The sequence below is a fragment of the Nocardia sp. 852002-20019_SCH5090214 genome (genome assembly GCF_001665865.1).
Taxonomy (GTDB): domain Bacteria; phylum Actinomycetota; class Actinomycetes; order Mycobacteriales; family Mycobacteriaceae; genus Nocardia; species Nocardia nova.
The window spans coordinates 48,984-62,883 of the sequence record NZ_LZMK01000380.1; the positions used below are offsets into that span (position 1 = coordinate 48,984).

13 protein-coding genes are annotated in these 13,900 nt (G+C 69.5%); 6 read left to right on the forward strand and 7 right to left on the reverse strand.

What is annotated here, in order from left to right; genetic code table 11:
* The first annotated feature begins 140 nt into the window (after positions 1 to 140).
* Both A5780_RS31400 and A5780_RS41445 read left to right on the forward strand, forming a co-directional pair.
* Positions 141 to 1,061 carry a universal stress protein gene (locus A5780_RS31400; RefSeq protein WP_231983160.1) on the forward strand — a complete coding sequence of 307 codons (921 nt, stop codon included), beginning with the start codon at positions 141 to 143 and terminating at the stop codon, positions 1,059 to 1,061.
* Positions 1,062 to 1,096: 35 nt separating this feature from the next.
* Positions 1,097 to 1,252 carry a hypothetical protein gene (locus tag A5780_RS41445; RefSeq protein WP_169812423.1) on the forward strand — a complete coding sequence of 52 codons (156 nt, stop codon included), beginning with the start codon at positions 1,097 to 1,099 and terminating at the stop codon, positions 1,250 to 1,252.
* A gap of 1 nt (position 1,253) precedes the next feature.
* On the opposite strand, the gene A5780_RS31405 is transcribed toward A5780_RS41445, so the two are convergent.
* The 3 genes from A5780_RS31405 to A5780_RS31415 form a co-directional block, all read right to left on the reverse strand.
* A complete protein-coding gene (locus tag A5780_RS31405; protein ID WP_063015591.1) occupies positions 1,254 to 1,676 on the reverse strand; it encodes an organic hydroperoxide resistance protein in 423 nt (140 codons plus the stop codon).
* Positions 1,677 to 1,681: 5 nt separating this feature from the next.
* The gene (locus A5780_RS31410) at positions 1,682 to 2,155 is read right to left on the reverse strand and encodes a MarR family winged helix-turn-helix transcriptional regulator (protein WP_064910780.1); all 474 of its coding nucleotides are present in this window, start codon (positions 2,153 to 2,155) and stop codon (positions 1,682 to 1,684) included.
* Between the two features lie 170 nt (positions 2,156 to 2,325).
* Entirely contained in the window at positions 2,326 to 2,877 is a 552-nt protein-coding gene (locus tag A5780_RS31415) for a TetR/AcrR family transcriptional regulator (protein ID WP_227463209.1), read from the reverse strand.
* A 109-nt stretch (positions 2,878 to 2,986) separates the two neighbouring features.
* On the opposite strand from A5780_RS31415, the gene A5780_RS31420 reads away from it, so the two are divergent.
* Entirely contained in the window at positions 2,987 to 4,417 is a 1,431-nt protein-coding gene (locus A5780_RS31420; protein WP_156769721.1) for an NAD(P)/FAD-dependent oxidoreductase, read from the forward strand.
* Positions 4,418 to 4,424: 7 nt separating this feature from the next.
* Here A5780_RS31420 and A5780_RS40425 read toward each other — a convergent pair whose 3' ends face one another.
* The 3 genes from A5780_RS40425 to A5780_RS31430 are packed head-to-tail and all read right to left on the reverse strand — an operon-like array spanning position 4,425 to position 6,836.
* Positions 4,425 to 4,562: a hypothetical protein gene (locus tag A5780_RS40425; RefSeq protein ID WP_156511386.1), complete on the reverse strand. Its 138-nt coding sequence runs from the start codon at positions 4,560 to 4,562 to the stop codon at positions 4,425 to 4,427.
* 17 nt (positions 4,563 to 4,579) lie between these two features.
* Entirely contained in the window at positions 4,580 to 5,998 is a 1,419-nt protein-coding gene (locus A5780_RS31425; RefSeq protein WP_064910784.1) for an amidase, read from the reverse strand.
* A gap of 13 nt (positions 5,999 to 6,011) precedes the next feature.
* Positions 6,012 to 6,836, reverse strand: coding sequence for a GntR family transcriptional regulator (locus A5780_RS31430; protein WP_063015582.1), 825 nt, complete (start codon positions 6,834 to 6,836; stop codon positions 6,012 to 6,014).
* Positions 6,837 to 7,127: 291 nt separating this feature from the next.
* On the opposite strand from A5780_RS31430, the gene A5780_RS31435 reads away from it, so the two are divergent.
* Positions 7,128 to 7,598 carry a VOC family protein gene (locus A5780_RS31435; RefSeq protein ID WP_064910786.1) on the forward strand — a complete coding sequence of 157 codons (471 nt, stop codon included), beginning with the start codon at positions 7,128 to 7,130 and terminating at the stop codon, positions 7,596 to 7,598.
* Positions 7,599 to 7,717: 119 nt separating this feature from the next.
* Here A5780_RS31435 and A5780_RS31440 read toward each other — a convergent pair whose 3' ends face one another.
* Positions 7,718 to 8,581: an NAD(P)-dependent oxidoreductase gene (locus tag A5780_RS31440; protein WP_146098663.1), complete on the reverse strand. Its 864-nt coding sequence runs from the start codon at positions 8,579 to 8,581 to the stop codon at positions 7,718 to 7,720.
* 470 nt (positions 8,582 to 9,051) lie between these two features.
* Here A5780_RS31440 and A5780_RS31445 point away from each other — a divergent pair, with 470 nt between their 5' ends.
* Together A5780_RS31445 and A5780_RS31450 are read left to right on the forward strand one after the other, a co-directional pair.
* Positions 9,052 to 11,262 (forward strand): SulP family inorganic anion transporter, encoded by a 2,211-nt coding sequence (locus tag A5780_RS31445; RefSeq protein ID WP_064910790.1) that lies wholly within the window; start codon positions 9,052 to 9,054, stop codon positions 11,260 to 11,262.
* Positions 11,263 to 11,550: 288 nt separating this feature from the next.
* On the forward strand, positions 11,551 to 13,791 hold the full coding sequence (locus tag A5780_RS31450; RefSeq protein ID WP_064910792.1) for a bifunctional SulP family inorganic anion transporter/carbonic anhydrase: 2,241 nt from the start codon (positions 11,551 to 11,553) through the stop codon (positions 13,789 to 13,791).
* The last annotated feature ends 109 nt before the right edge of the window (positions 13,792 to 13,900 follow it).

Consider the following 13,900-nt stretch of genomic DNA (forward strand, 5'->3'; position numbering starts at 1 on the left):
GTTGAATTCCGAGGAAATCGTCGCGCTCCCGCTACGATCGAGCTGTTCCGTTACGTGCAGTGCTTCCGAGTTTCACCCGGTGGCGGCCGCCGGGCCGGACCGGCTTTCGTACGCCGCGCAGTCGACCGAGGAGGATGTCCGTGACCACCGAGGAATCCGTGACCGAGAAGTCCGCGCCCGCCGGGCAGCCGGAGACCGCGACGGGACCGATCGTCGTCGCCGTGGACGGTTCACCGACCTCGCTGCAGGCCGTGGCATGGGCGGCCCGCGATGCGGCGCTGAGCGGATCACCGTTGCAGATCGTGCATTCGATCGCGATTCCGGCGAGCTTCGGCCCCGGCTTGGCCGCCGGTACCGCACAGCCGGATTGGCTGCGCACCGACGGTGAGCAGATCCTGACCCGCGCCACGGAGGTGGCTCGCGACATCGGCGGACCGGATCTCGATATCGACGCCGAACTGGGCTTGGAGTTGATCATCGGCGACATGCTGGTGCGATCGGAGACCGCCGGCAAGCTGGTCGCGGGCAGTCGCGGCCGGGGAGCGCTGCAACGCGGGCTGCTCGGATCGGTCAGCTCGGCGTTGGTCCATCACGCGCGATGCCCGGTGGTGATCGTCAAATCGCATGCGGCCACCGACCCGGTCACGGCCCGGCGTCCGGTGCTGGTCGGTGTCGACGGCACCGAGAACAGCGAACCCGCCATCGAGGCCGCCTTCGCGGAGGCGCACCGGCGTGGTGTGGAGGTGGTGGCACTGCATTCGTGGAGCGACACCACCGGTCTCGACATCTCGATGTTCGGCTGGGATACCATCGTGCGCGCCGAACACACCATGCTCGCCGAGCGGCTCGCGCCGTGGCGCGAACGGTATCCCGATCTGCCGGTCACTCTGCAGGTGGTGCGCGACAACCCCGCGAAATCGCTTCTGGAGCAATCGGATTCGGCGCAACTGGTGGTGGTGGGCAGCCGCGGCCGCGGCGGATTCGCCGGGATGCTGCTCGGTTCGACCAGTGCGGCGCTGATCGGTTCGGTCGAATGCCCGATCATGGTGGTGCGCCGCTGACGGCGCACCACGAGTCCCGACCACGAGGAGATGTCATGTGCGTCCCGACCACCTGCACGACCTGCGGTAAGACCACCTGGTCCGGCTGCGGCGCTCACATCGACGAGGTGCGCGCGACGGTGCCGGCCGACCGGTGGTGTGGTGGCCACACCGAACCGGCGCCGGCGAAGCGCTGGTGGCAGCGCGGCTGATTCAGTCCTCGGCGACGATCACGTGGACGTCGATGTTGCCACGCGTCGCATTGGAATACGGGCACACCTGGTGGGCCTTGTCGGCCAGCGCCTGAGCCTCCTCGCGGGGCAGGTGCGGCAGTGACACCTCCAAGGTCACCTCGAGGCCGAAGCCGCCGGCGTCGTTCGGGCCGATGCCGACCTTCGCGCCGACCGCGGAATCGCTGACATCGGCCTTTTCCTGCTTACCGACCAGACGCAGCGCGGAGTGGAAGCATGCGGCGTACCCGGCGGCGAACAGCTGCTCCGGGTTGGTGCCCGCCCCGCTGCCGCCCATTTCCGGCGGCATGGCGAGGGCGACGTCGATCTTGCCGTCGGTGGTGCGGGCGTGGCCGTTGCGGCCGTCTCCGGTGGCCAGGGCCTCGGCGGTGTAGAGGATTGCCATATCGGTCATCGCTTTCTCTCGGTGGATGCGCCTGCGGCATCCGGTTCGGTGTTCAGCGCGGCAGTCAGCCGGGCCAGGGTTTCGCGCAATGTCACCAGCTCGTTCAATGACAGTCCGCCGCCGAAGGTGGCGGCCATGCGCGCCGGAATGTCGCACGCGCGTTCCCGCAGCGCGCTTCCGCGCTCGGTGAGCCGGATCTCGACCCGGCGTTCGTCGTCCGCGGCGCGCCGGCGCTCGACGAATCCGGCGGCCTCGAGGCGCTTCAACAGCGGTGAGAGCGTGCCGGAATCCAAAGCGAGGGCGGAGCAGAGATCGCCGACGCCGCGCCCGTCGCGCTCCCACAGCGCCAGCATGACCAGATACTGCGGATACGTCAGGCCCAGTGCGTCCAGCTGCGGCCGATAGCGGGCCGTCATCGCGCGGGAGGCGGCGTACAGCTGGAAGCACAGCTGCTGGTCGAGCGCCATCGGATCGGTCATGGCTACAAATGTAGGACGCAATAAAATTGCGCACAACCTAAATTGCATGTGTGCTGGATCACCGGTCGGGGGACGGTCGGCAGATCGGTCGACGCGCGTGGTCCGCCGCCGAGGCCCTAGGGCGGAACGGTGATACTCGATCTGAAGCCCGTCTCAGACCGGAGGCGTGCTCATACCGAAATCGCCCGTGCGACCATTTCCGCGATCTCGTCGTCGCTCAGGGTGCTGCGCTCGACGAGTATGTGCGACAACACGGTGCGCACGATGATCTCGGCGGCCTGTTCCGGTGTCACCCGCAGCTCGTCGGCGCGCCGCAGGGACAGTAGTGGGGTCAGAAGCGTGGCGACGGTTTCGACGAGGTTGCGCTCGGCATCCACGTGCGTGACGGCGGCATTCAGCAGCCACTGCGGTTCGTGCGTGCGGATGTACCCGAACGCGGCGTGGCCCCGAAGGTAGCTCAGCGCGAAAAGTGTTGCCGTGCGGGTCAACTCGGGTGTCCGTGCCGTCATGTCGACGACCTGGTACGCGGCGGCGATCATGGCGCCGATCTCGCGCCGGACGAGGGCGGCCACCAGTCCGTCCTTGTCGCCGAACTCCCGGTAGGTGGTCGCGCGCGAGACGCCCGCGCGCCGCGCCACGTCGGTCAGCGTGAGGTCGGTCAGGCCGGATTCCGTCACGAGTTGCAGTGCGGCATCCATCAGTTCGGTCGCGGACCTGGTCACCGCCTCATTGTGCCCTCTCGCGCGCGTCGGTACGGACCGGCTGTTGTTTCCCCGACGTCCTGAGACTAATTTGTAGTTCAGTCTCACTGATTCCGACGAAGGTGGCTCGATGGCGAGAATTGGCGAACACGCGGTGGTCGTGGGGGCCGGCATGGGCGGTCTGCTCGCGGCCCGGGTACTGAGCGACCATTACGACCGCGTCACTGTCGTCGAGCGCGATGCGCTGCCCGACGGTCCGCAGGCGCGCAGGGGCGTGCCGCAGGGCCGGCATGTGCACGGGTTGCTGCCGCGTGGAAAGGATCTTCTCGAGGCGTTCTTCCCGGGATTCGAGGCGCAGATGCGCGCCGCCGGGGCGATCGACTGTGATGTGCTGGGGGAGGTCAACTTTCAGATGGCCGGGCGCACTCTCGCGCAGGTCTCCACCGGGTACCGCGGCCTTCAGGCCAGTCGTCCGCATGTGGAACACCATGTGCGGCAACGTATTCGGTCGCTGCCCAATGTGGTCCTGCGCGATCGTACCGAGGTATCCGGCGTCACCACGAACCCGTCGGCGTCGCGCGTCACCGGCGTGACGGTGCACGACCCGGGCGGCGTGGACGAGCTGGCCGCTGACCTCGTGGTCGCCGCCACCGGACGCGGCGGCGTCGTCCCGGGCTGGCTGGCCGCCCTCGGCTATCCGCGACCGCGAGAAGAGGGCACCACCATCGACATCGTCTACCGCAGCGCCTTCGTCGAACTCGAGCCGGGCGCGCTGGGGACCGACAAGTCGTTGACCGTCGGCGTGCGAGAACTTCCGCCGCGCGCCCTGGCGCTGTTCGCGGTGGAAGGCCGGAATCGCTACGTACTCACCCTGATCGGGCACGCCGGCGAACAACCACCCGCGGATCCGGCGGCCTTCCTGGACTTCGCGGCGGCCCTCGCTCCGCCGGGCGTGCGTGCGGCGTTACGACGGGCCGAACTGCTCACCGATGTCGCCACCTTCCGCTACAAGGCCAACCTGCGCCGGCGCTACGAACGCCTCGACCGGTTCCCGTCCGGACTGCTCGCGGTCGGTGACGGCCTGTGCAGTTTCAGTCCCGTCTACGGACAGGGCATGACGATCGCGGCGATCCAGATGCGGGTGCTGCAACGCTGTCTCGCCGCGGGCGGCGACCGCGATCTCGCCCGCCGCTTCTACACCGCGGTGACACCCGACATCGATATCGCCTGGCAGCTCACCGTGATCGCCGACAGCGCGATGCCACATGTCGGCCCACACCCCGATCCGGCGATCCGTGCCGCGGTCGCGGCCCTCGACCCGGTTCTGGCCGCCGCGGAGCGCGATCCGGTCGTCGCGGCGACGCTCTATCGCGTGATGGGGCTGACGCAGCGGCCGGCGGCACTGTTTCGTCCCGATCTCGTCGCACGTATCGCGGTCGGCGCGGCGCGTGCGGCCGGCGCGGCGGCGGTGGCGGAGGCCGCACGCCGGGCCGGTCGAATCGGTGGCATCGCCGCTTCGCTGGGGCCGGCCCGATGCCTCCACGTCGTGAAACGGCGGTGACGCAACCTCAGGTGAGATCGAAACCGCCTGCCGGGTCGGCCCAGCGGGTGGCGTCGACCGCGGCGAGCAGGTCGGCCATCGCGCGCACGGCGGCGCGCATCGCGTCGACCGCGGTGATTTCCTCGGGGTCGGTGGTCCAGGTCATGATCGGCTCCTGACGGTTCAGCGGAGAGCGGTGGGGATCTCGGTGTGATGGGTGGTGCGGCGCTGGTAGGCGTCACCGGCGCGCAGGACGGTGGCCTCGTCGAAATGGTTGCCGGACACCGACATCGACAGCGGCAGACCGTCGGCGGTCGTGCCGATCGGCAACGCGAGGGTGGGATTGCCGAGCGGGTTCCAGTACGGCGTGTGCAGACTCGACAGCACACCCATCGGTTGCCGCTGATCCAGATCGGCGATCGCGGGGGCGCCGAGGTGCCCGGTCGGTGTCACCACCAGATCCACCTTGCTCAGCAGTTCGGTCATCCGCTGCCGGCCGATGCGGCGAACCCTTTGGGCCTGAACATAATCCGGGCCGCTGACCGCATCGCCGCCCGCGAGGATGACGCGGGTGGCCCGGCCGTAGTCCGCCCAGCGTTCGCGCAGTGCGGTCCGGTGGTAGGCGTGTGCCTCCGCGAGCATGACCACGACGTCGACCGCGGTCAGCTCCCGGTACATCGGCACCTCCACGGGCACGATGCGGGCGCCCGCCTCGGCGAGCACGGCCACCGCGTCGGAAAGTCGCTGTGGCTGAGCGGGATCGACACCGCCGTCGGCGAACCGGTCCAGGGTGTCCACGCCGATGGTCAGTCCGGTCAGATCGCCGGTGAGCGCGCCGGGATAGTCGTCGACCGGCGTGTGCGCACTGTAGGGATCGGCCGGGTCGTAGCCCGCCAGCACCGACAGCAGCAGGGCGCAGTCGGCGGCCGACCGAGCCATCGGGCCCGGATGGTCGAGGGTGTAGCCCAGCGGAACCACACCGGACTTCGGGACGCGGCCGAAAGTCGGTTTCAATCCGGTGATTCCGTTGAAGGCGGCCGGGATCCGGATACTGCCCGCGGTGTCGGTCCCGACGGCGCCGAGGAACATCCCGGCGGCCACGCCGCTGCCCGATCCCGAACTCGACCCGCCCGCCCAGCGGGACGAATCCCACGGATTACGCGGCACCGGAAAGGGTTTGGCCGGATCCGGGATGCCGATGGCGAATTCCATCGTGGTCACCTTGCCGGTGACGACGGCGCCCGCCTCCTCGAGCCGGCGGACCACCGCGCAATCGCCCTGGGCGGCGCCCCAGCCGGGATCGAGAACCAGGCTCTGCGCGGTGGTCGGTGCGGCGGAATGGGCGAGAATATCCTTGATTCCCATCGGGATTCCGGCCAGCGGCCCGACCGGAACGCCGGCGGCCAGCTTCTCGTCGATGCGCGCGGCCTGTGCGACGGCACGCTCGTCGAACCGCGACAGGTAGACACCGAGCGCCGCGTCGTGCGCGTCGGCGGCGGCGAGGGCCTGTTCGACCAGCCGGGTGGCGGTGGTCTCGCCGGAGCGCAGCGCGGCGGCGGCCTCGGTCAGGCCGGAGAGTACGGGTGGATCGGCGAGTGTCATGGTCGTCCTCACATCAGCGGGGCAGGGTGGCGGTCATGTCGAGGCGGGGGATGGCGCCGAGTTCGAGCTGGATCTCGGCGCGGCAGGAGCCCAGGGCGTAATCGACGGCGACTCCGTCGCGGGTGCGGATCGTCTGTTCCACCAGCAGCACCGGCTCACCGGGCAGGACGTGCAGCAGTGCCGCGGTGCAATCGTCGGCGCGCGCGGCTTGGACGCCGACGTCGCTGCCCCCGACATCCACCCGGCCGCCGCGCAGCAGGCTGTAGAAGTCGTCGCCGAATGCGGCCTGGTCGATGCGCGTCGCCTCCGGCGCGCGCAGGTAATTGGTGAACACCGCGAGCGGGCGATCGTCGAGCAGCAGAACGTATTCGACGCACAGACAGTCGTCTCCGGGCCCTACGCCGGCCAGATGGGCGGCGATCACCGGCGGTGCCGGGATCCAGGCCCAATACAGCAGGCGAGGTGAGATCCGGCCCAGGGCCAGGTGCTGCTCGAGCGTCCGGCCCTCCGGCGGCAGCGCGCCGGAGACGACGTAGTGCTCACCGACCGCCACCGTCCCCACGCCGCGGCGTCGCTCGATCAGACCGTCGGCGCGCAGCATGCTCAGCGCGGCGCGGACCACATCACGCGGGAGATGGTGGCGCGCCATCAATTCCGGCTCGCCGGGCAACCGCCCGGTGCCGAACGCGCCCGCCCGCAGATCGGCGCGCAGCAGATCCCGCAGCCGCCGGGCGGGCAGCTGCGCTGCGGCGGGCAGGATTTCGCGCATCTGATCGTCGAAGGCCCGGCGGTCGCGGGCGGTCCGATCGGAGTGGAGCTGTTCGGAGCGGTGGTGCATGCCGGTAGCGTGCGGAGAATCCGCGTTACGCGACAAGGGCTTGCGGTAAAGACCTGGTTACGCGGCCGGCCGGCCTGGACCGCACCGGCGTGACCAGCGGTTTCAGGTGCGGCTGGACGGCATTTCGCGGTCGCGCCGCGCTATGCGATCCGGTCCGCGACATCGGCGCCGGGAGTTACGCGGCGCGTGCGGCAGTGAGACCGAGCGCGCGACGTGTCCGATCCGTTCAAGACATCCCCGGCGCCTCGGGGTTGACTGCGTGCGGACAACGACGAGAACGGAGGTATCGGGGTGCGAGCACAGATCCACGCGATCACGCTGGGCGTGCGCGATCTGGAGGTGTCGCTGCGGTTCTACCGAGCGCTCGGACTGGAGTCACCGGGGATCATCGGAACCGAATTCCGGCCGGACGTGGAGAATCCCGGTGGGGCGGTGGTCATGTTCACGCTCGGCAACGGGGTGACGCTGGCGCTCTACGGGCGCGACGACCTGGCCAAGGACGCGAGTATCCCGCCGGAACGTATGCGCGGTTCCGCGATGAGTCTGGGCTGGTTCGTCGACAGTGACGCCGAGGCGGAACGAGTTCTGGAACTCGCCGGCGCGTCGGGCGGCACCGTGGTGCAGCCCGCGCGCACGCGGCCGTGGGGGATCTACGCCGGCTACTTCGCCGACCCCGACGGGCATCTGTGGGAAGTCGTGCACTTCGCCGAGCCCGGGGCCGCCGAGTCCGGAGCTGCCGCGTCCGGATCGGCCCAGTCCTGAGGGCCCGGGTGAGAGCCGAGCCCTGACCGGCCCGGCCCTGACCGGCGCAGCCCTGAGAGGCCCAGCCCCTGAGTTGCCGAGCCTCGCGTCGCCCCGCCGGGAGTCGGCGAGGCGATCGCTCACCCCTGCGCCGAGTCGCCGCCGTCCCGGTACAGCGCGGCGATGGCCGCGATATCGGCGCCGGGATTCGTTCGTGCCGCATCCTCGTAACGCTTGCGGACGATTTCCGCCAACGGCAGGTGGGCGCCCGCCTCCGCGGCGAGGTCGAAGGCGAGTCCCGCGTCCTTGGCGCCCAGGACGGTGGTCCACCATCCGTCAGGGGATGCGGTGAGCACGGCATCGAAGCGATTCGCCAGGGCGGGCGCGACGACCGGCGCGTCGGCGAGCAATTCGCGCAGCTCAGCGTCGCCGAGTCCGCCGGATCGCCCCACGGCGAACGCCTCCGCCAGCGCCGCCACCCCGGTGATCAGCAGGAAGTTCGTGGTCACCTTGGCGGTCAGCGCATGGGCCGCCGAATCGTAGTGGCGCACCCGCTCGGAGAGCGTGCCGAGCAGAGGTGCGAGTCGGTCCCGCAGCGGTGCGGGCCCACCGGCCAGCAGCGTCGCCTTCCCGGCTGTGACCGCGCCGGGCGCGCCCACGATCGGAAGGGCGAGGAACCGGTCACCGAAGGCGTCGGCGAGGGCGGCGCCCAATGCGGGGGAGACGGTCGAACAGTCGATATAGGGGGTCCCGGAATCGAGGGATGTCTGCAGCTCGCCGAAGGCCACCGAGGTCACCGCCGCGTCGTCGGCGAGCGCGGTGAGGGCCGCGTCGACTCCCGACACGGCTGCCGCGACAGTGCCGGCCTCCGTCGCTCCGGCCGAAATCAGTTCGGCCGCTTTGCCTTCCGTGCGATTCCACACCGTCACCCGATGCCCGCCGTCGAGCAGGCGCCCGGCCACGGCGCGGCCCATCCGTCCCATGCCCAGTACCGCGATATGCACTGTTGCCTCCTCGTCTCGGTCCCGGCCGGCGCCCGACACCGACCCTGCCTTCCCACTGTCCCGCAGTGCGCCGCGGCGGTCGCGATCGCCCTCGGTGATAGGCGAATCGTACAAGTGACCAGGAATGCCGCTGCGGTAGTATCGCCCGTGGGCGACGCGAAGCGATTCTGCGCCAGCTGTTTTCGACGATCTCCTCCGCTCCGGAGGAGTGTCGATGGGTTGGAGACCCCGAGTCGAGTTGTGATATATATCACAATTGGGTCCCGGTACCGACTTTTGTGCTGAAAACCCTTTCCAACTGCTTTGCGTTGTCTTTACTATTAAGCGCGTTGTGCCGCTGCCGGGCTCGCATGTCCGGATGCGTCGCAGCCACAACACATCTCGCGTTCTTCGCTTCGCCCGCCCCCTCTCGATGCCAGTACATGTTCCACCGATGGACCGAACCGACACCGGTTCGGCGAAGGAGAAATATGTCCACCGACACCGACTCGGTCCGACGGACGTCACCTCGGAGCTTCTCGGTCGCTGTACGACACGATCTACCCGCCTCCGTGGTGGTTTTCCTCGTCGCGTTACCCCTGTCCATCGGTGTGGCCGTCGCCATGGGCGCGCCGGTCGCGGCGGGGCTGATCGCCGCTGTCGTCGGCGGTCTGGTCGCCGGGCTGTGTGGCGGTTCGGTCCTGCAGGTCAGCGGGCCCACCGCCAGCCTCACCGTCGTGGTGGCCGAGTCCATCCACCAGTTCGGCTGGGCCACAACCTGTTTCATCACCGTGTGCGCCGGTGCGCTGCAGGTGGTGTTCGGCCTGAGCCGCATCGCGCGCGCCGCGCTGGCCATCGCGCCGGTGGTGGTGCACGCCATGCTCGCCGGCATCGGCGTGGTGATCGCACTGCAGCAGTTGCATGTGCTGCTGGGCGGGCAGACGCTGAGCTCGTCGTGGGCGAGCATCGTGCAGCTGCCGCATCAGCTGACCGTGATGCACGCCGGGGACGCGCTGGTCGGTGGGGTGGTGATCGCGATCATGCTGGGCTGGCGCTATCTGCCCGGCCGAGTGCGGGCGGTCCCGGCGCCCCTGGCCGCGGTGGTCGCCGCGACCGCGCTCGCGATGGTGGTCCCCACCAGCGTGGAGCGCATCACCCTGCACGGCTCGCTGTTCGACGCGATGTCGTTACCGCAACTGCCGCACGGCAATTGGAGCGCCGTCGTGCTGACCGCGTTCACCATCGCGCTGATCGCCAGTGTGGAGACGCTGCTGTCCGCGGTGGCCGTCGACCGGTTGCGGCCGGAGTATCGCACCGACCTCGACCGCGAACTGCTCGGTCAGGGCGTGGCGAATATGACCTCCGGCATGCTCGGCGGCCTGCCCATCGCCGCGGTCATCGTCCGCAGCATCACCAACGCCAAGGCCGGCGCGCGAACCAAGGCCTCCACCATGCTCAGCGGCGTGTGGGTCCTGGTGTTCTCCGTCGCGCTGGTGGAGGTGGTGCGCCAGATTCCGAAGGCCGCCCTGGCCGGCCTGTTGATCGTCATCGGCATCGGACTGGTGAAACTCGCGCACATCCGCCTCGCGCGCCGGGCCGGCGATCTGATCGTCTATGCCGCAACGGTTCTCGTCGTGATCTTCGGGAATCTGCTGCTGGGCATGCTGATCGGGCTGGTGCTCTCGTTCGCGCTGCTCATGTGGCGCGTGGTGCGGGTGGTGATCGTGGCCGCGCCGGTCGGGGACACCGGGCGCTGGCTGGTGACCGTGGACGGTTCGGCCACCTTCCTGGCTCTGCCGCGGCTCACCGCCCAGCTGGCGCAGATCCCCGCAGGAGTTCCGGTCACCGTCGAGATGACCGTCGATTTCATCGACCACGCCGCATCCGACGCCTTGCACGAATGGGCGCAGCGGCACGAAAGCCTGGGCGGCACGGTGCAATTCGTCGAACTCGGCGCCGTCCGGATCGCCGACCTCACCGCGGGCCCGCCCGCGCGCGGGCACGCCCGGCGCATGCTCGACGACGTTCTCGCGCCCTGGCGTCCCACCACCCGCTCCGACCGGATCGCCGCCGGTATCGCGGCCTACCACCGCGGCCACGCGCACATGATCCGGCCGCATCTGGACGAACTGCGACACACCCAGGATCCGGAATCGCTGTTCGTTACCTGTGCCGATTCCCGCATCGTGCCCAATGTGATCACCAACAGCGGCCCGGGCGACCTGTTCACCGTGCGCAATATCGGCAATCTGATCCCCGCCGACGGCCGCGACACCTCGGTCGAGGCCGCGCTGGTCTACGCGCTGAACAAACTCGACGTGCGCTCGATCGTCGTCTGCGGGCATTCCGGCTGCGGCGCCATGGACGCGCTGCACCACGGTCTGCGCACCGGCTCGGGTCTCGACGACTGGCTCGCGCACGGACGCCCGGCGCTCGAGCGCTTCCGGGCGGGGCATCCGGTCGCGGCGGCGGCCGCGGCCGCCGGCTACGGCGAGGTCGACCAGCTGGGCATGGTGAATGTGGCCGTGCAGATCGAAACACTGTCCGCCCATCCCGTCGTGCGTCGCGGGATCGAGGCCCGCGGTGTGGTGCTGTCGGGACTGTTCTTCGATATCGCCACCGCTCGCGTGCTCGCGATCACGCCCGACGGTATCGCCGATATCGACGACCTCCGGCACCCGGTGCCGGCGCCGGTTTCCTGAAAGGAGCATTCCCAGTTTTGGCAATTCCCCGGGTGGAAAACGTGCGCTGAGCGGGCGCACAGTGGTGCCGGTGCAGGTCACAGCTCCAGGGCGTGAGGGCCGTCACATCGAATTCGGAACGTGTGCGAGGCTAAATATCCTTTTCTAAGGCTTTGCTTAGTCTTTACTATTAGGGTTGCCCTCGCTTCCGGCTCACTGCTGGACAACGGAGTCTCGCAGCTGAATTCGATGCCTGGAGAACATGTTCGACCGACCGGACCGCCGCGGCGGCTCCGGTGAAGGAGCAATATGTCCACCGACACCGTCGCTACGTCCAGACCCTCGGCCCCGCCGGGCCCCAGCTGGTCGGACCGGATGAACTCGGTCCTTCGACACGATCTGCCCGCTTCCGTCGTCGTCTTTCTCGTCGCTCTGCCGCTCTCGATCGGCATCGCGGTCGCCACCGGCGCTCCGGTCGCGGCCGGACTCATCGCCGCCGCCGTCGGCGGCATCGTGGTGGGAACTCTGGGGGGCTCCGTCCTGCAGGTCAGCGGCCCGGCCGCCGGACTGACCGTGGTCATGGCCGAGACCATCAATCAATTCGGCTGGAAGACAACCTGTTTCATCACCGTCGGCGCCGGCCTGCTGCAGATCGTGTTCGGCCTGAGCCGGATCGCGCGAGCCGCGCTCGCCATCGCACCGGTCGTCGTCCACGCCATGCTCGCCGGCATCGGCATCACGATCGCCTTGCAGCAGGTTCATGTCCTGCTCGGCGGATCGTCGCAGAGCTCTGCGTGGGAGAACGTCACCGAATTACCGAATCAGCTGCTGCACCTCAGCGGTATCGACGTCGTGATCGGCGGTCTGGTCATCGCGATCATGCTCGGCTGGCGCTACGTGCCGGCCAAGATCCGGGTGGTGCCCGGACCGCTGGTGGCGATCGTGGTCGCCACCGCGCTGTCGCTGGTGCTGCCCGGAGACCCCGCCCGCATCACGATGAGCGGTTCGCTGTTCGACGCCATCGGCCTGCCGAACATGCCCAGCGGAGACTGGAGCGGCGTCGCACTGGCGGTGCTGACCGTGGCCCTGATCGCCAGCGTGGAGAGCCTGTTGTCGGCGGTCGCGGTCGACAAGATGCACACCGGCCCGCGGACCAACTTCGACCGTGAGCTCATGGCCCAGGGCGCGGCCAACGTGACCTCGGGCATGATCGGCGGCCTGCCGGTCACCGGCGTGATCGTGCGCAGTGCGACCAATGTGACCGCCGGTGCGCGCAGCCGGGCCTCGGCGCTGCTGCACGGCGTCTGGGTGCTGCTGTTCTCGATCGCCCTGGTGGGTGTCGTCGAGCAGATCCCGAAATCGGCCCTGGCCGGACTGCTGGTGATGATCGGTATCCAGCTGGTGAAGCTCGCGCACATCAAGATCGCGCACCGCACCGGTGAACTGGTGATCTACGCGGTAACCATCGCCGCGGTGGTGTTCTTGAACCTGCTCGAGGGTGTGCTGATCGGCCTGGTCGTCGCCTTCGCCCTGCTGTTGTGGCGCGTGGTGCGCGTCTCGGTCGAGGCCGCTCCGGTCGAGGGAACCGACCGGTGGCTGGTGAGCGTGGACGGCACCTGCACCTTCCTGGCCCTGCCGAAGCTGACCGGGCAGCTGGCCAAGGTGCCCGCCGGCGCCGACGTCCTGGTGGAGCTGACGGTCGACTTCCTCGACCACGCCGCCTACGACGCCATCCACTCCTGGGCGCAGCAGCACGAAAGTACCGGCGGCACCGTGGAATTCGTCGAGATCGGAACGGTGCGGATGGCCGATGCCGCAGAGCGCCCGCCGCGGCGCGCCCGGGCCCGCGGGCTGCTCGACGACGTCCTGGGACCGTGGCGTTCCGAGGGTGGCAATCCGGTCGCCGCCGGTGTCGCCGCCTACCATCGCAGCCACGCGCACGTGATGCGGCCGCATCTGGACGAACTGCGCGACGGGCAGGACCCGGATTCCTTCTTCCTCACCTGCTCGGACTCGCGGATCGTGCCGAATGTGATCACCAACAGCGGCCCGGGTGACCTGTTCACCGTCCGCAATATCGGCAATCTGATCCCGGCGCGCGGCACCGACGTGTCGGTGGACGCCGCGCTCGGCTTCGCGCTGCACAACCTGTCGGTGCGCAACGTCGTGGTGTGCGGACATTCCGGCTGCGGTGCGATGAACGCTCTGCTGTCCGACCGGTCCGCGGGCCCCGATATCGACGATTGGCTGGCCCACGGCGCCGCGGCCCTGCAGCGCTACCGAGCCGGCCATCCGGTGGCGGCGGCCGCGGCGGCCGCCGGGTACGGCCCGGCCGACCAGCTGAGCATGGTCAACGTCGCGGTCCAGCTCGAGACGCTGCGGGAGCATCCGGTCGTCGCCCGGGCCGTCGAGGAGCGCGGTGTTGCGCTTTCGGGCCTGTTCTTCGATATCGGAACCGCACGGGTCCTCGAGGTCACCACCACCGGCATCGCCGAGATCACCGATGCCGAGCGACCCGGAATACCCGCCCGGGATCGGACCCACGCCTGATCCGGGCGCGGGGTGCGCGGGGGGGGGGGGGGGGCCCCCCCCCCCCCCCCCCCCCCCCCCCCCCCCCCCCCCCCCCCCCCCCCCCCCCCCCCCCCCCCCCCCCCCCCCC